Annotated in this window: 15 protein-coding genes; 5 read left to right on the top strand and 10 right to left on the bottom strand. The window is 71.8% G+C overall.

Annotation, left to right across the window (positions count from 1 at the left end; translation table 11 throughout):
* The first annotated feature begins 62 nt into the window (after nucleotides 1-62).
* Entirely contained in the window at nucleotides 63-1247 is a 1185-nt protein-coding gene (locus EXE44_RS02225) for an MFS transporter (protein WP_137715777.1), read from the top strand.
* A gap of 23 nt (nucleotides 1248-1270) precedes the next feature.
* Here EXE44_RS02225 and EXE44_RS02220 read toward each other — a convergent pair whose 3' ends face one another.
* Nucleotides 1271-1807 (bottom strand): GrpB family protein, encoded by a 537-nt coding sequence (locus tag EXE44_RS02220; RefSeq protein WP_137715776.1) that lies wholly within the window; start codon nucleotides 1805-1807, stop codon nucleotides 1271-1273.
* Between the two features lie 221 nt (nucleotides 1808-2028).
* Nucleotides 2029-2265: a hypothetical protein gene (locus tag EXE44_RS02215; protein ID WP_053771204.1), complete on the bottom strand. Its 237-nt coding sequence runs from the start codon at nucleotides 2263-2265 to the stop codon at nucleotides 2029-2031.
* Nucleotides 2266-2534: 269 nt separating this feature from the next.
* Between EXE44_RS02215 and EXE44_RS02210 the strand changes: the two genes are divergently transcribed.
* Nucleotides 2535-3155 carry a hypothetical protein gene (locus tag EXE44_RS02210; protein ID WP_137715775.1) on the top strand — a complete coding sequence of 207 codons (621 nt, stop codon included), beginning with the start codon at nucleotides 2535-2537 and terminating at the stop codon, nucleotides 3153-3155.
* A 19-nt stretch (nucleotides 3156-3174) separates the two neighbouring features.
* On the opposite strand, the gene EXE44_RS02205 is transcribed toward EXE44_RS02210, so the two are convergent.
* From EXE44_RS02205 to EXE44_RS02180, 6 genes are all read right to left on the bottom strand, one after another.
* A complete protein-coding gene (locus EXE44_RS02205; RefSeq protein WP_137715774.1) occupies nucleotides 3175-3777 on the bottom strand; it encodes a CDP-alcohol phosphatidyltransferase family protein in 603 nt (200 codons plus the stop codon).
* A gap of 26 nt (nucleotides 3778-3803) precedes the next feature.
* On the bottom strand, nucleotides 3804-4361 hold the full coding sequence (locus tag EXE44_RS02200) for an adenylate kinase family protein (RefSeq protein WP_137715773.1): 558 nt from the start codon (nucleotides 4359-4361) through the stop codon (nucleotides 3804-3806).
* Nucleotides 4358-5452: a histidinol-phosphate transaminase gene (gene hisC / locus EXE44_RS02195; RefSeq protein ID WP_137715772.1), complete on the bottom strand. Its 1095-nt coding sequence runs from the start codon at nucleotides 5450-5452 to the stop codon at nucleotides 4358-4360. The genes EXE44_RS02200 and hisC overlap by 4 nt, the downstream gene beginning before the upstream one ends.
* A 75-nt stretch (nucleotides 5453-5527) precedes the next feature.
* A complete protein-coding gene (locus tag EXE44_RS02190) occupies nucleotides 5528-7009 on the bottom strand; it encodes a GTPase (RefSeq protein WP_137715771.1) in 1482 nt (493 codons plus the stop codon).
* 248 nt (nucleotides 7010-7257) lie between these two features.
* Entirely contained in the window at nucleotides 7258-8001 is a 744-nt protein-coding gene (locus tag EXE44_RS02185; protein ID WP_137715770.1) for a fumarylacetoacetate hydrolase family protein, read from the bottom strand.
* An 80-nt stretch (nucleotides 8002-8081) separates the two neighbouring features.
* Nucleotides 8082-9170, bottom strand: a complete 1089-nt coding sequence (locus EXE44_RS02180; protein WP_137715769.1) for a zinc-ribbon domain-containing protein — start codon at nucleotides 9168-9170, stop codon at nucleotides 8082-8084.
* Nucleotides 9171-9275: 105 nt separating this feature from the next.
* Between EXE44_RS02180 and EXE44_RS02175 the strand changes: the two genes are divergently transcribed.
* Entirely contained in the window at nucleotides 9276-9998 is a 723-nt protein-coding gene (locus tag EXE44_RS02175) for a metal-dependent hydrolase (protein WP_137715768.1), read from the top strand.
* 159 nt (nucleotides 9999-10157) lie between these two features.
* Nucleotides 10158-10556 (top strand): OsmC family protein, encoded by a 399-nt coding sequence (locus EXE44_RS02170; RefSeq protein WP_137715767.1) that lies wholly within the window; start codon nucleotides 10158-10160, stop codon nucleotides 10554-10556.
* A 50-nt stretch (nucleotides 10557-10606) separates the two neighbouring features.
* Here the strand turns inward: EXE44_RS02170 and EXE44_RS02165 are convergent, their stop codons facing one another.
* Both EXE44_RS02165 and EXE44_RS02160 read right to left on the bottom strand, forming a co-directional pair.
* Complete coding sequence (locus tag EXE44_RS02165; RefSeq protein ID WP_137715766.1) at nucleotides 10607-13246, bottom strand: PAS domain S-box protein; 2640 nt, start codon at nucleotides 13244-13246, stop codon at nucleotides 10607-10609.
* 45 nt (nucleotides 13247-13291) lie between these two features.
* A complete protein-coding gene (locus EXE44_RS02160; protein WP_137715765.1) occupies nucleotides 13292-13957 on the bottom strand; it encodes an O-methyltransferase in 666 nt (221 codons plus the stop codon).
* Nucleotides 13958-14076: 119 nt separating this feature from the next.
* On the opposite strand from EXE44_RS02160, the gene EXE44_RS02155 reads away from it, so the two are divergent.
* Complete coding sequence (locus EXE44_RS02155) at nucleotides 14077-15750, top strand: methylmalonyl-CoA mutase (RefSeq protein ID WP_121562327.1); 1674 nt, start codon at nucleotides 14077-14079, stop codon at nucleotides 15748-15750.
* The last annotated feature ends 37 nt before the right edge of the window (nucleotides 15751-15787 follow it).

The following is a 15787-nucleotide window of genomic DNA, read 5'->3' as shown; positions in this document are numbered from 1 at the left end:
CGACACCCGGCCCGTCTGACCGCGATCGGAAGCCGCTTTGACCCGTACCCGGTACGGCGACCGTGAACTGGCGGTACGAACACACGGCGCTCGCGCTCTGTACGCTCGCGTTCACCGGGACGATGGTGGCGCGGCTGGTCGTCAGCCCGCTCGTCCCGGAGATCACGGCCCGGTTCGGCGTGACGAACGGCACCGTCGGGCTCGCCTTGAGCGGGATGTGGCTCACCTACGCGCTGGCGCAGTTCCCCTCCGGCGTCCTCGGCGACCGCTACGGCGAGCGCCGCGTCATCCTCGCCGCGGTCGGCGCCACCGCGGTCGCCTCCGTCCTCCTCGCCGCGTCGCCCTCGATGCTCGCATTCGGCCTGTTCGCGGCCGCACTCGGCGTCGGCGCCGGGCTCCACTACTCCGTCGCGACGACGTTCCTCACGCGGCAGTTCGACGACACCGGCCGCGCCATCGGCGTCCACGTCGCCGGCGGCCCGCTCGCGGGGCTCGCCGCGCCGCCCGCCGCCGCGCTCGTCGGCTCGCGGTACGGCTGGCGCGCCGGCGTGCTCCTCGGCGCCGCGGTCGCGGTGCCCGTCTTCGTCCTGTTCGCGTGGCGGGTCCGGCCGACCGAACCCCTGCGGCCGGACCAGCCGATGGGCGAGCGGTTCGCCGTCGGCCCGCTCGCCGAACTGCTCTCGCGGCCGCGAATCCTCTACACGACGGCGCTCGCGACGATGGGGGCGTTCACGTGGCAGGCGACCGCCTCCTTCCTCCCGACGTTCCTCGAGGTCGGGACTGGCCTGTCGAGCGCGCTGTCGGCGCTTCTGTTCTCCGTGTACTTTCTCGTCCACGGCGGCACCCAGCCGGTGACCGGCTCGGTGTCCGACCGGATCGGACGCGACGCCACGGCGATGGTGACGATGGGCGCGGGCGTCGTCGGCTACGGGACGCTCGTCGCGGCCGCGACGCTCGACCTGGGCCTCCTCGTGTCGGTCCCGGCCGTGGGCCTCGTCGGCCTCGCGATGTCGTGGGGCGCGCCGATCCAGTCGCGGTTCATGGACCTGCTGTCCGACGCCGAGCGGGGCGCCGGCTTCGGACTCGTCCGGACCGCCTACATGGTGACGGGCGCCTCCGGCAGCGTCGTCGTCGGCGCCGTCTCGGACGCCGCGGGGTGGCCCGTCGCGTTCGGACTGCTCGCCGGCGTGATGGCGCTGGGGCTGGCGACGCTGTCGGCGAACCGGCTGCTGGGGCTGGGGTACTGAACGGTTCGGAGTCGCGCCGTGAATCACTCGAACGTCGGGAGTCGCTCCACGTAGCCCTCGTCGCGGGCCGCTTGCGTCAGGGAGCGGACGACCTCGAACTTCGCCTCGGTGTACGCCGCCATGTCGCCGCCGTGCTCCGCCGCGGCGTCGCGTTTGACTCGGGCGTACTCCGCGCGCGCCCTCGGATGGTCGGTCAGGTACTCCCGGAACAGCAGCATCGGTCGCCACTGGTCCGCCTCGACGGTGTGCATCCGGACGGCGACGACGCCGTCCGCCTCCCGTCGGATCGCGACGACCGTGTCGTCGGCGTCGTGCTCCCGCTCGAACCCCGCGGCGGCGAGCCCCTCAGCGGCGGCGCGCATCCCGTCGCCGTCTGCGTATATCGGCATGACATCCAGCACTGGCTTGCCCGGGACGCCGGGGATGGCGGTGCTCCCGACGTGGAACACGTCGAGCAGTCGGTCGTCCGAGGCGGCCTCGACGCGGTCCCGTGCCGACTCGTAGCGATCGTCCCACTGCGGGTCTTGGAGGAGGGAGACTCCGTCCTCTTTCGGATCCATCGCTCGCGGCTATCCGCTCCGTCCGGAAAATAATGTCGGAATATTTGAAATTACTCTTTGCTTACTATTTCTCACGGCGGTCTCTTAATCGTTCCGGCGGACTCGTCGGTGCGGTAGGCGGGCCGGCCGTTGAGCGCGCTCGCGGAGCCGGGGCTGGGCGGCGCGAGCGACGCTGCGGAGAAAGCGCGGCGGGTCCCAGGGCGGCGGGGAGAGCGCGCCCGTTACAGCCGATCGTCCTCGATGCTGCCCGGGTCCTCCGCGGTGTCGAACATGTTGTTCTCGGCGCCGTCGAGCATCTCGTCGCGGGGCTCCTCGTCGACCACGCTCACGTTGTACGCCTCGATACCGGACGCGATGAGGTCCTCCGCGGCCTGCTCCTCGGAGACGAACTCCTCGTCCGCCAGCTGCTGAAACTCCGCGTACACGTCGTCCGAGAGGTTCAGCTCGAAAGTGGGCATACCCACCGTTCCGACCGGACACTTTTAAATTGTTCCCTCGTTGCGTGACGTGTCCGCGGAGGGGGATCACAGCGACCGACGACGGCGAAACGGTGATCGAGGCGTCAGACGGCGGCCGTCGGATCCGCCGCGACGCCGTCGACGCCGTCCGCGCCCGGGCGCAGAACCTGCGCTCGGAGGCGGACGAGAGCGGCTGAGGGCCGACCGGCCGCGACGGCCCGAACATCTGCGGGGTCAAGGGTACCCCGACGGAGTGACGTAATACGGGTATGCCCGGCTTCCCGTCGCCCTTCGGCTCCGACGACGAGGACCTGTTCGACGGCTACGACGAGTTCGTCGCGGAGACCGTCCCGCGTCCAGGCGGGTTCCTCGACGGCCACGACGTGCTCACGGGGGCGGACCACCTCGCGTTCCACCGGCTCACCCGCGAGTGCTTCGAGGAGCGGAAAGTGTACGACATGACGTTCGACTACAACCTCGCCCGGCTGAACTTGGACACGCGCCACGGTGACGCCGGGTTCCGCTACGCCGTCGAGCGCGGCGACGCGCCGGACGCGGTCGACGGGAGCGAGGTCGACCGGGTCCTCCGCGCGGAGTTCACCCCGACGACCGCCTTCTGCCCGCAGACGCACACGCTGACGGTCGGGGCCTTCCGGGCGTGGAACGGGCTCGCCGACCGACACGAGTACGACCTCGTCCGGGTCCGCGCCGCCGCGTCGCACAACCAGAGCGAAGCGGTGAACGACCGGCTCGCGGCGCTGGAGGAGGCGTACCTGGAGACGGGCGACGTGGAGGTCGACCTGGAGGAGGGAGTCGGGGTCGAGTCGACGCCGACGAGCGGGACGGAGGCGTCGGGCGCCGGGGGACGCTCGGCGGACGCGCCGTTCTGAGCGCCCGTCGCGGGGACGGTTACAGGTCCCGCCAGGCGCCGAGGAACCGCTGGACCGCGGTGAGGTGTCCGACCGCGGCGAACAGCGCGAGCAGCAGGCCGACGACGTTCAGTCCGGCGACGATCGGCGCGGAGTAGACCGCGGCGACGACGCCGACGATCCCGGCGAGCGCGAGGCGGTCGGCCCGGCCGAGGAGCCCGCCGTACTCGCGGCCGATGCCGACCGCCTGGATCTGCGTGCCGAGGTAGGAGGTGAGGAGGACGCCCGTGACGGCCGCGAAGCCGAGCGCGTACGCCTCGACGCCCGCCGTGAGCCCGGCGATGATCGCCACGTCGGCGTAGCGGTCGAGGACGTGGTCGAGGAAGTCGCCGCCGTCGGAGGCGACCCCCTGGTGCCGCGCGAGCGCGCCGTCGACGACGTCGAGCCAGCCGTTGAGGAGGACGAGCAGCGCGCCGGCCGCGTACAGGGGCGTCGACCCGACGGCGAAGGCGGCGGCGGCCCCCACCGCGACGAGGAAGGCGATCACGCTCACCTGGTCGGGCGAGAGGCCGAGCCTGTCGGCCGCCGACACCCACGGGCCGAGCAGGCGGTCCGCCACGGAGCGGTACTGGTCGAGGGTCATCTACCGTCTCGACGCTCGCGGCCGGCTCATATATAATCGATGAAGTCCACGGTGCCGGCGCTCGGCTCGCGCTCGCCCTCGACCGCCGCGCGGATCGCGTCGGCGACCGCCTCGGGGTCGCGGTCGGTCGCGTCGACCTCGTAGACGTTCTCCGCGCCGTGTTCCGCCACGGCCTCCGAGAGGATCACGTCGAGCGCCTCGCTTTCGGCGTTCTCCGCCGCGGTCTCGGGCGACTCGCCGCGCTCGACGAGGCGGGACTCGATCGCCTCCGGGTGACAGCGCAACACGACGACGCGGTCGGCGTCGAACCGGTGCGCGAGGTGGGAGTCGAGGACGCCGGTCCAGTCGCCGAGGTGCTCGCGGACCGCGTCGAGGTCGGCGACGAGCGTGTCGCGGTCGGCGTCGCGCTCGGTCCAGAGGTCGTCGTCCGACTTGATCCGCTCGTTGAGGTGGATCACGTCGTACTCGTCCGCCAGCAGCGCCGTCGCGGTCGACTTGCCGGTCCCGGGGGTTCCCGTGACGGCGACGCGGTCTGCGCGGCCGCGGCCCGCGGTCGCCTCTTCGGATTCGGACGCCTCCGTCACGCGCGGACACCGAGTTCGAGGTCGGCCAGCACGTCGTTGAGCAGGGCGACCGCCTCGCGCGTCTCCTCGCGCGTCCCCGTGGAGACGCGGACGTGTTCCGGGAGCCCGAACGAGGTGCAGTCGCGGATGATGACGCCGCGCTCCTGGGCCGCCTCGGCGACGCGCTCGCCGTCGCCGACCGCGGCGAGGACGAAGTTGCCGGCGGAGTCGACGGTGGGGGCGTCCAGCTCGTCGGCGATGTACTTGCGGGCCCAGCGCGCGGACTCGACCGACCGTTCGACGTGCTCCTCGTCGTCGAGCGCGGCGAGCGCGGCGCGGCAGGCCAGCTCGTTGGCCGCGAACGGGGTGTTGACGCGGGCGTACGCCTCGCCCCACGCCTCGGGGACGACGCTGTAGCCGATCCGGAGCCCGGCGAGGCCATACGCCTTCGAGAAGGTGCGGAGGACCGCCACGTCGTCGCGGTCGTCGACGAGCGGGATCGCGCTGTCCACGTCGGCGAACTCGCCGTACGCCTCGTCGACGACGACGAGCGTCTCCTCGGCTGTCGCGTCGGCGATCGCCTCGACCTCGTCGAGCGCGATCGTCGACCCGGATGGGTTGTGCGGGGAGGTGAGGTAGACGATCCGCTCGCCGCCGTAGGCGGACAGCACCGTCTCGGCGTCCTGCGCGAAGCCGTCGGCCGGGGAGAGCTCGTACTCCGTCACCTCACCGTGGTGGTACCGCGACGACATCGCGTAGTAGGCGAAGCCGGGGCTCGGGACCAGCACCTCGTCGCCGGGCTCTAAGGCGGCCCGCGAGAGGTAGTCGATCGAGCCGTCGGCGCCGGGCGAGACCCACACCTGCTCGTCGTCGACGCCCCACTTCTCCGCGATCTTCGCGGTGAGGTCGGTGTGCGAGGACTTCGGGTACTGGTTCACCCGGTCGGCGTGCTCGCGGATCGCCTCGACCGCCGCCGGGCTCGGCCCGTGCGGGTTCTCGTTCGAGGAGAGCTTGATGAGGTCGTCGGGGTCGAGCCCGCGCTCGCGGGCGACCTCCTCGACGCCCCGCCCGGGCACGTACGGCGAGTGATCGGAGAGATCCCGTGGTTCCATGTCACCGATTCGGGGACCGGCGGGCTTAAGCGTGGTCTTGGCGGTCGAGGGCTCGCGACGGGGCCGCTCCGCCGTTCACGACGACCGGCCGTCGGCGAACCGCCGCTCTGCCTCGGCGACCACGTCGGGTCGCCCCGCGAGCTCGACGACGACGGTCTCGCTCCCGTAGTCGACGCCCGCGACCACGCCGCGGTCGTACGCCCACGAGAGCGCGGCCTGCGCGGCGCCGCCGTTGGGCGCCTCGACCGTCGCGGTCGCCGTCGGCAGCGCGTCGGCCACCGCGTCTGCGAGGTCGGCGAGCCCGGTCTCGTCGCGGACGCTGACCGGGACCGGCGAGCGGAGCGCGTCGACGACGGGGGCGTCCCGCGGGTCCAGGTCGGCGACCGCGCCCTCGTAGGCCTCGACCGCGGCCGCGAGCCCGTCCGCCCCGACCTCGTCGGCCTTCGACAGCACGGGGATCACGGGGCCGTCGGTCGCCTCGATCGCCGACAGCGACGCCGTGAGCTTCCGGCGGAGGTCGGCCGGGTCGTCGCTCGCGTCGACGACGAGCAGCGCGCAGTCGGCCCCCCGGATCGCGTCGATCGTCGTCCGGAACGAGCGCACCGCCTCGTGGGGGAGCCCGTCGAGGAAGCCGACGGTGTCGGTGACGAGGGCCCGCCGCCCGCCGACCGTCGCGCGGCGCGTCGTCGTCGAGAGCGTCTCGAACGGCCGGTCCGCGACCGCGAGCGGGCCGTCGCCCTCGGCCGGGTCGCCCTCGGCGTCGGTGCGGTCGGCGTCAAGAGTCCCCGGCTCGTCCCCGAATTCGGGGTCGTCGACCTCGTCCGCGAGCCGGCGGGCCAGCGTCGACTTCCCGGCGTTGGTGTACCCCGCGAGCGCGACGAGGTCGAACCCGGCGTCGCGGCGCTCCGCCCGTCTGGCCGCCCGGTCGTCGGCGATCTCGTCGAGCGCGCGCTCGGCCGACTCGATCCGCTTCTCGACGTCGAGCACGCGGCTGTCGCCCTCCGGCTGGAGGCGCACGTCCTCGCTCGCGTCGCGGGCGACCGCCTCGCGGAGCCGGGGCAGCTCGTAGCGCAGCCGCGCCAGCTCCAGCTGGCGGTCGGCCGCGCGCGAGTCGGCGGCGTCGGCGAACAGCTCCAACACGAGGCGCGGGCGGTCGATCACCGCGGTTCCGGGCGGCAGCAGGTCGCCGAGCGAGAACGTCTGTCCCGGCGACAGGCCTCCGTCGTAGATCACAGCCTCGGCGTCGGTCTCGGCGGCGAGCCGCATCAGCTCCTCGGCCTTCCCGCGACCGAGGTCGTAGGTCGGGTCCTCGCGGCGCCGCTGGGTGACCTCGCCGACGACCGCGTACCCGGCCGCGGCGGCGAGGTCCCGGATCTCAGCCGTGTCAGGCGGCTCGCCCTCGGAGCGGGCAGCGACGACGGCGGGGGTCGCGCCCGGGTCTGCGGGGTCGAGGGGAGAGAGGTCGGTGTCGCCGGGGCGAGCGTCGGAGGTATCGGCGGCGGCGTCGGTTTCGATCGATTCGGCTGTCTCGTTCGTCGTGGCGTCGTCTCGTGACATTCGGTCGGGCGCTCGCGTCGGCCCGGAGAGGGGAGCGTCTCGCGCTCCGGTCGCGGTGCTGCGGCGCGGGCGACCGACCCCGATTCGCGGACGGGGCGGTCGATCGCGCCGCGGCGGTACCGTCATGAACCGGCGACGAACGAACTGGTCTCCATACCTCCGACTCCGGGGCCTCGCACATAAGCGTTCACCGGAAACGAGGTGTGGTACCGAGACGCAAAAACGAGGGAGTCCGAGCGGCGCGCCGCTCAGGGGACGCGAACGTCGTGTTCCAGCGTGCCGACGCCCTCGACCTCGACCTCGACGGTGTCGCCGTCCGAGAGCGCGCCGACGCCCTCGGGGGTGCCCGTCGCGATCACGTCGCCGGGTTCGAGCGTGAGGTACGTCGTGATCTCCTCGATCAGCGTCGGCACGTCGAAGATCATGTGCTCGCGGTCGCTCGACTGCTTCGTTTCGCCGTTGACGCGGAGCTCGACGCTCGCGTCGGCGGGCACCTCGTCGGGCGTCGCGAGGACCGGGCCCAGCGGCGCGGCGCCGTCGAACGCCTTCCCGCGCACCCAGTTCTGCTCGCGGTTCTGGTCGTCGCGGTTCGACACGTCGTTCATACAGGTGAACCCGGCGACCACGTCCATCGCGTCGGCGGCGTCGACCGCCTTACACTGCTCGCCGATCACGACCGCGAACTCCGCCTCCCAGTCGATCCGATCCTTGCCGGCGGGGACGGTCACGGTGTCGCCGTGGCTCGCCACCGCGTTCGGCGGCTTGAGGAAGAGCAGCGGGCGGTCCGGCACGTCGTTGCCGAGCTCCTCGGCGTGGTCGGCGTAGTTGCGGCCGATACAGACGATCTTCGACGGGTCGGTCGGCGCGAGCACGTCGATATCGGGGTCGGAGAGCGCGTACTCCTCGCCGCCGAAGGCGACCGTGTCGGTCGCCGGGTCGTACTCGCCCTCGCGGATCGATCCGGCCGGGTCGCGGAACCGTGCGCGGTACATACGCGGCCGAACGGGCGGCCCCCCGAAAAGCGTTCCCGGAGAGGCAAGCGACGACCGCGACCGGGCGCGGGTCCGCGGACTCAGTCGGTCCGATCGGCGGACTCACGGACCGAGTCCGTCGTCGTCGAATCCGCTTTTGTCGCGTCCGCCGTCTCGTTCGCGGCGTCGGCGGCGGGCTCCTCGTCGTCGAGTTCGTCGAGCGACAGCGACTCGACGTCGTCCGCGAACAGCTCCGACCGCGCGCAGTCGGCGCAGTAGTGGTTGTACCGGACCGAGTGGGTCCGGACCGGTACGCCGGCGACCACCGTCTCGTCGCGGCGCCGCCTGACGAGGCCGCGGTCGAACGGCTCGTCGCAGACGACGCAGGGCTCCTCGACGGACTCGGGCGGGCGGACGACCCGGTGATCGACCGTCTTCTGCCGGCCGAACTCGGTGACCCCGTGGCGGCGGTCGAGTCGCCGGCGGACGGGCGGGGACACGCCGAGCCCGAGCCCGACGAACGCGAGGCCGATCAGCGCGCCGGGCACGGAGCCGCTCGTCCCCCCGAGGAAGGCGATCCACCCCCCGATCACGAAGAGCAGCGCGATGAGGAGGTAGCCGGCGACGGTCTCCGTTCGGCTCTCTCCGGGGGCGCTCGACGGGGCGCGCGTCGGCGTCGAGTCGCCGCGGACGAGGCGCCGCCGCTCGGCCAGCTTCGAGTAGTGCCACCAGCCGTACAGCAGGTTCCCGATGCCGCTGGTGAAGAAGAACAGGAGGACGTGGACGCCGACGGAGCCGATCCCCCTGTCGACGAGGACCACGCGGTCGCCGGCGTCTTGTTCGATCTCCCATCCGGCGTCGAGATGGTCCTGGACGCGGCGGCGGAACGCGCGCTCGCTCTCGTCCGGCGACGCGGCCGAGGGCGACGGGGGCCGGTCCGCCCCGCCCGACCGGCCGCTCGACCGCTCGGACGCGGCGGACTCACCGCCCGCCCGCGACGCGCCGCAGTTCGAACAGAACCGGTCGTCGTCGTCGAAGGCCGCGCCGCACTCGGCACAGTAGGCGGGGTCGGAGGGGTCGCCGAGGTCGGCGCCGCAGTCGGGGCAGAAGCTCGCCCCGTCCGGCACCGCCTCGCCGCAGGCGGGGCAGGCGGCCGGCGGGCCGCCGGGCTCGCTGGTCTGGGAGGGCATCTACCGGACGTTCGCGCCCGTTCCGGTTAATTGCTTTCGCCGACGGACGACGGCTTCCGCGGCGTCGAGTTTTATTACGACGCGCCGAGACGTACGGAACGGACCATGGAACTCACCTGGCACGGCCACTCCACGTGGCACGTCGTCGCCGAGGACACGGAGCTGCTCATCGACCCGTTCTTCGACAACCCGAAGACCGACGTCGACCCCGCGGACCTCGACCCCGACTACCTCCTGTTGACCCACGGACACGCGGACCACATCGGCGACGCCGCCGAGTTCCCGGACGCGACGGTGGTCGCCACCCCGGAGCTGACCGGCTACGTCCAGGAGAACTTCGGCCACGAGCACACGCTCCCGGCCGGCGGCATGAACATCGGCGGCACCGCCGAGTGCGGCGACGCGTGGGTGACGATGGTCCGCGCGGACCACTCGAACGGCATCGAGAACGACCCCGACTACTCCGCCGGCATGCCGACCGGGTTCGTCATCGGCGACAAGAAGCCGACCCAGGAGTCGGACCCCGACTGTACCACGTTCTACCACGCCGGCGACACGGGCCTGATGTCCGAGATGGTCGACGTGATCGCCCCGTACCTCGAACCGGACGCCGCGGCCCTGCCCGCCGGCGACCACTTCACCATGGGGCCCGCGGGCGCCGGCATCGCCGCCGACTGGGTGGGCGCCGACGTGGTCTTCCCGATGCACTACGACTCGTTCGGCCCGATCGAGATCGAGACTCGCGAGTTCGTCAACGAGGTGAAGGCCGCGGGCGCCGCCGCCGAGCCCGTCGTCCTCGAGGGCGACGAGACGTACACGCTCGACTGAGGGAACGGGTCGACGGCCTCTCCGGTGATTCCGCCATTTTTCGCGGCGCTCGCGCGCGGAGCGACCGCGACCGAAGCTGCGTCGACCCCGCCCGTCCCCCGGCACTCACGTCCCGTGTCGGCAGCCTTTAGCGGCGGGAGGACGAACGGACGGTCGACTATGGCAGACATCGAGACGTCCACGGTTTCCGAGGAAGGGTACGCCAGCACCAGCCAGGTCGGCGAGTTCGACCTCCAGATCGACGCGACCGACGAGACGGGCCCGAACCCGAACGCGACGCTCGTCGCGACGTACGCCTCCTGTTACCTCCCGGCGCTCCGCGTCGGCGGGAGCCAGCGCGGCGAGGAGGACCTCGGCAAGATCCAGATCGACGCGAGCGCCGACCTCGACGACGACGACGACCTCGAATCGATCGCCTTCGACGTCCACGTCGAGGCCGACCTCGACGACGAGACCGCCGCCGACATCGCCGAGCGCGCCGAGGGCATCTGCCACGTCCACAGCGCGCTCCGCGAGGGGCTCCACGCCGACGTCAGCGTCTACCCCGGCGCGTTCTGAGGCCGGACCCCCGCGTCGAAAATCGGTTTTTCCCGACCGTACCCGCCCGCTCAGTCCCGCGACTCCGCCTCTTCCGCGGCCGGCCCCGAGGGCTCGCCGGGCGCCGCGGACCCGTCCGCGTCCGATCCCGGGCGGTCGAGCCCGGTGAACTCGAACCGGGCCCCCCCGCGTTCCCCCTCCGTGACCGCGACCTCCCAGCCGTGCGCCTCGGCGATGCGCTGGACGATGGAGAGCCCGAAGCCGGTGCCCGTCTCGGAGGTGGTGTAGCCGCTCTCGAACACCCGGTCCCGTTCGTCGATGTCGATCCCGGGGCCGTCGTCCTCGACGTAGAACCCGTCCGGGAGGTCGCCGACGACGACGCGCTGCCCCCCGTGTTCGGCCGCGTTCCGGTACAGGTTCCCGAGGAGCTGCCGGACCCGCCCGGGGTCGGCGTAGATCTCGCCGTCGGCCTCCACCACGACCTCGACAGGCGCGTCCGGCTCGTCCCCGCCGGCCGCGTCCTCGCCGAACGGGTCCTCCCCGTCCGCCGATCCGAACGCGTCGTCGCTGTACCCGGCTGCCAGGTCGCCGAGGTTGACGGGGTCGAACGACCCGACCGCCTCCCCCTGCTTGGCGAGCGCGAGCACGTCCTCGATCAGCCGCTCCATCTCGTCGAGCGCGCGCTCGCAGCGGTCGAAGTAGGAGTCGGTCCCCGTCTCGGGCGCGAGCCGGAGGTACCCAGAGAGGACGTTGAGGGGGTTCCGGAGGTCGTGCGAGACGATGCTCGCGAACTCGTCGAGCCGCTCGTTCTCCCGCTCGATGCGGCGCTCGTACGCCTTCCGCTCGGAGATGTCGCGGCTGCTCGCGAGGAACCGGTCCTCGCCCTGAACGTCGATGCGCCGCACGTGGACCTCCGCCGGGAACGTCGACCCGTCGGCGCGGGCGAACGTCGTCTCCAGCCGGACCGTCTCGTCCATCTCTAGGCCCTCCCAGAGCCGCCGCCCCTCCTCGGGGTCGAGCTCGGCGTCGACTTCCCACACGTCCATCCCGACTATCTCCTCGCGGTCGTACCCGAGCGCGTCGGTCATCGCGCGGTTGGCGTCGACGATCGACCCCGCCTCGTCGTGGATGTCGATCATGTCCGGCGAGCGCTCGAAGAGGGCCTCCAGCCGCGCGGTGGTACGTTCGAGCCGGCGCTGTCGGCGCCGCTCGGTGGTCACGTTCCGGGAGATGCCGAGCACCCCGTCGAACTCCCCGTCGATGACGAGTCGGGTCAGTCCGTAGTCGACGATCGCCCCGGGCTCTCCCGGGAGGTCGACCTCGACCGTCCCGGTCAGGGAGTCGCGCTCGCCGTCGACGAGTTCGCGGTACTCGTCGCCGTCGGTCGCCCGGATGCGCTCGACGAGGCGGCTCTCGCGGCCGACGAGCGACTCGCGGTCGGTCCCGAGCACGTCGGCGATGTAGTCGTTCGCGAGCGCGATGCGGCCGTCGGCGTCGTAGATACATACCGACTCCGGCAGCTCGTCGACGATGCGGCGGTAGCGTTCGAGCTCGCGCTCGCGCTCCTTCTCCTCGGTGACGTCGATGTGGATCCCGACGGCCCGGAGGGGCTCGCCGTCCTCGGTCCGCTCGACGACCCGGCCCCGGTCGCGGATCCACTTCCAGTCGCCCGACTTCGTCCGCATGCGGTAGTCGCTCTGGTAAGGGTCGGTCTCGCCGTTGAAGTGCGCCTCGATGGCGTCCCAGGCGTCGTCGATGTCGTCGGGGTGGACGCGGTCCTCCCACGTCGACAGGTCGAAGTCGATCTCGTCGGTGTCGTGGCCGAGCATCCCGGCCCACCGGTCGTCGAACCGGACCTCGTCCGTCCGGACGTTCCAGTCCCAGACGCCGACGTCGGCCCCCTCGACGGCCAGCTGGAGCCGCTCCGAGACCTCCCGGAGCTCCCGCTCGCGTTCCCGGCGCTCCGTCACGTCGCGGAAGTACAGCGCCAGCCCGTCGGCGGTCGGGTAGGCGTTCACCACGAGCACCGCGTCGAGGCGGTCGACGTGGTGTTCGAACTCGGTCGCCTCGCCGGTCGCGGCGACCTCGCGCAGCGCCGCCTCCGCCTCGGTGCCGGCGACCTCCGGGAACAGCTCCCAGATCCGCTCGCCGAGCAGCGCGTCCGCGTCGCGCTCGACGAAGCCCGCCGCCCGCTCGTTGAGGTAGGTCAGCCGCCACTCCGAGTCGACCTGACAGAAGGCGTCGCTGGTGCGCTCCAGGTGCGCGGCCAGGCGGCGACCGCCGCGAGCCTCAGACACCGCGTCCGCGACCGCGTTCGCGAGCCGCGCGAACTCGTCCGCCGGCTCGTCCCGTCGGATGTACTCGTCGACGCCGGCCGAGACGGCGTCGCTGGCGACCGCCTCCGACCCCGACCCGGTGAAGAGCACGAACGGCACGTCCCCGTGGCGGTCGCGGACCGTCTCTAACAGTCCGACCCCGTCGATCTCTGACAGTTCGTACCCGGAGACCACGCAGTGGAACGACGCCGACGACAGCGCGTCGAGCGCCGCCTCGGCGTCCTCGACCGTGACCACCTCGAACCGGTCGTCGCGCGCTTCGAGCCGCGAGGCCGCCGTCTCGGCGAACGCCGGTTCGCCGTCGACCACGAGGACCCGCACGAGCGACGCCGCTCGCGGTCCCCCGTCGCCGTCGGCTCCGTCCGCTTGACTCATCTGCGTAGGTGTTTCTACTCGACATGATAACCGTTTCGCTCGGTTTCATCGGACGACCGTCGAAACGGAAATGCCGGACCCGACGGGGAGGACCGCCGTCTCCACGGCGTCGTCCGAGCGGACGGTCCCCACGTACGCGCCGATGCCGCGCGTCTGGGCGTCCACGGCGGCGTCCGGGAGCGGTTCGCCGGCCTCGAAGTGCGCGACGAGGTCGCCGAAGTCGATCGGGCCGCGGGCGATGTTGTCGGCGACGATCACGCCGCCGGACCGGACCTTCGGGAGGACGGTCCGGTAGGCGTCCGCGTACCGCTCCTTCTGGTGATCGATCAGCACCACGTCGAACGGGCCGTCGTAGCGGTCGACGGTCTCCATCGCGTCGCCGACCTCGAAGGTGACGCGGTCGGCGTACCCGCCCTCGGCGGCGAACGAGACGCCGCGTTCGGCCTCGTCGGCGTCGAACTCGGTACACACCACGTGCCCGGCGCCGCCCCGGAGGAACCAGGTGGCGGAGTAGCCGAACCCCGAGCCGAACTCGAAGACGCGGTCGGCGTCCGTCAGTCGCGCGAGCAGGCGGAGGACCGCCCCCGCCTCCGGCCCGATGATGGGGAAGCCCCAGTCGTCGGCGAGGTCGGCCATCTCCGCCTGCGTCTCGGTGTGTTCCGGCGCCGTCGCGGCCAGGAACCGACGCGCAGGGTCCGTAAGCACGTCCATACCGCCGCCTCGGACGCGTGATACTTAAATCAGACCGACGGGCCGACCGACCCGATCCGGGCCCGGTCGCTCGGCGACCCTGAAAACTGTTAAGTCCCGCTCGGTCGACCGATTAGATAATGTACGACCCTGAGGAACTCGCCGCGATCCGGGAGGCCAAGGAGTCGTGGGAGGACGGGACCTACGGCGACACGGTCGACCGGTTCGGCGAGCGGGAGGAGACGTTCACCACCGACACCGGGGGCCAGGAGGTCGACCCGCTGTACACGCCCGCCGACGTGGACGTGGACTACCGGGAGGACCTCGGTTACCCCGGCGAGGAGCCGTACACGCGGGGCGTCTACTCGACGATGCACCGGGGGCGGCTGTGGACGATGCGGCAGTACGCGGGGATGGGCACCGCCGCGGAGACGAACGAGCGCTTCCGCTACCTCATCGACGAGGGCTCGTCGGGCCTGTCGATGGCGTTCGACCTCCCGACCCAGATGGGCTACGACTCCGACGCCGCGATGGCCGAGGGGGAGGTCGGCCGCTCGGGCGTCGCCATCGACACGCTCGACGACTTCGAGACCGTCTTCGACTCCATCCCGCTCGACGAGGTCTCCACGTCGATGACGATCAACGCCCCGGCCGCCGTCCTCCTCGCGATGTACGTCGCGATGGGCGACAAGCAGGGCGTCCCGCGCGACCAGCTCCGGGGGACCATCCAGAACGACATCATGAAGGAGTACATCGCGCGGAACCTCTACATCTACCCGCCGAAGCAGTCGATGCGGCTGATCACGGACATCTTCGAGTTCTGCGCGGCCGAGACGCCGAAGTTCAACACCATCTCCATCTCCGGCTACCACATCCGCGAGGCCGGCTCGACCGCGGCCCAGGAGATCGCCTTCACGCTCGGCGACGGCATCGAGTACGTCGAGGCCGCCCTCGACGCGGGCCTCGACGTCGACGAGTTCGCCCCGCAGCTCTCCTTCTTTTTCAACGCCCACAACAACATCTTCGAGGAGGCCGCGAAGTTCCGCGCCGCCCGCCGGATGTGGGCGCAGATCATGGACGAGCGGTTCGGCGCGGAGAACCCCAAGTCGAAGCAGCTGAAGTTCCACACCCAGACCGGCGGCTCGACGCTCACCGCCCAACAGATCGAGAACAACGTCGTCCGCGTCTCGTATCAGGCGCTCGCCGCGGTCCTCGGCGGGACGCAGAGCCTCCACACGAACGGGAAAGACGAGGCGCTCGCGCTCCCGACCGAGAAGTCCGTGCGCACCGCGCTCCGCACCCAGCAGATCCTCGCCCACGAGTCGGGCGCGGCCGACACGATCGACCCGCTCGCGGGCTCGTACTACGTCGAGGACCTCACCGACGGGATCGAGGAGGAGGCGTTCGAGATCCTCGAAGAGGTCGACCGCCGCGGCGGGATGTTGGAGGCCGTCGAGAGCGGCTGGGTCCAGCGACAGATCCAGGACGTGGCCTTCGAGCGCCAGCGGGAGATCGAGGAGGGCGAGCGGATCATCGTCGGCGTCAACGAGTTCGAGGTCGACGAGGAGCCGGAGATGGACTTAGAGGAGGTCGACCCCGAGCAGGAGCAGAACCAGCGCGACCGGCTGAACGAGGTGAAGGCCGAGCGCGACGACGACGCGGTCGACGAGGCGCTCGCGGGGCTCCGCGAGGCCGCGCAGGGGTCGGAGAACGTGATGCCCCACGTCGTCGACGCGGTGAAGGCGTACGCGACGGTCCAGGAGATATCCGACGTGCTCCGCGACGAGTTCGGGGAGTACAAGCCCGGGCGGTGAGCGGGAAGGTGGCGGCGACGGTTCCGAGCCGCCCCCG

This window comes from Halorubrum sp. SS7, assembly GCF_005435055.1.
Lineage (GTDB): Archaea > Halobacteriota > Halobacteria > Halobacteriales > Haloferacaceae > Halorubrum > Halorubrum salinarum.
This window is presented reverse-complemented; position numbering and strand designations above follow the sequence as displayed.

What these genes read in the sequence shown, in the direction of transcription:
- EXE44_RS02220 (WP_137715776.1), bottom strand. Translation starts at nt 1,807, where the DNA reads ATGGATCCGAAAGAGGACGGAGTCTCCCTCCTCCAAGACCCGCAGTGG.
- EXE44_RS02215 (WP_053771204.1), bottom strand. Translation starts at nt 2,265, where the DNA reads ATGCCCACTTTCGAGCTGAACCTCTCGGACGACGTGTACGCGGAGTTT.
- EXE44_RS02210 (WP_137715775.1), top strand. Translation starts at nt 2,535, where the DNA reads ATGCCCGGCTTCCCGTCGCCCTTCGGCTCCGACGACGAGGACCTGTTC.
- EXE44_RS02205 (WP_137715774.1), bottom strand. Translation starts at nt 3,777, where the DNA reads ATGACCCTCGACCAGTACCGCTCCGTGGCGGACCGCCTGCTCGGCCCG.
- hisC (WP_137715772.1), bottom strand. Translation starts at nt 5,452, where the DNA reads ATGGAACCACGGGATCTCTCCGATCACTCGCCGTACGTGCCCGGGCGG.
- EXE44_RS02190 (WP_137715771.1), bottom strand. Translation starts at nt 7,009, where the DNA reads ATGTCACGAGACGACGCCACGACGAACGAGACAGCCGAATCGATCGAA.
- EXE44_RS02185 (WP_137715770.1), bottom strand. Translation starts at nt 8,001, where the DNA reads ATGTACCGCGCACGGTTCCGCGACCCGGCCGGATCGATCCGCGAGGGC.
- EXE44_RS02180 (WP_137715769.1), bottom strand. Translation starts at nt 9,170, where the DNA reads ATGCCCTCCCAGACCAGCGAGCCCGGCGGCCCGCCGGCCGCCTGCCCC.
- EXE44_RS02175 (WP_137715768.1), top strand. Translation starts at nt 9,276, where the DNA reads ATGGAACTCACCTGGCACGGCCACTCCACGTGGCACGTCGTCGCCGAG.
- EXE44_RS02170 (WP_137715767.1), top strand. Translation starts at nt 10,158, where the DNA reads ATGGCAGACATCGAGACGTCCACGGTTTCCGAGGAAGGGTACGCCAGC.
- EXE44_RS02165 (WP_137715766.1), bottom strand. Translation starts at nt 13,246, where the DNA reads ATGAGTCAAGCGGACGGAGCCGACGGCGACGGGGGACCGCGAGCGGCG.
- EXE44_RS02160 (WP_137715765.1), bottom strand. Translation starts at nt 13,957, where the DNA reads ATGGACGTGCTTACGGACCCTGCGCGTCGGTTCCTGGCCGCGACGGCG.
- EXE44_RS02155 (WP_121562327.1), top strand. Translation starts at nt 14,077, where the DNA reads ATGTACGACCCTGAGGAACTCGCCGCGATCCGGGAGGCCAAGGAGTCG.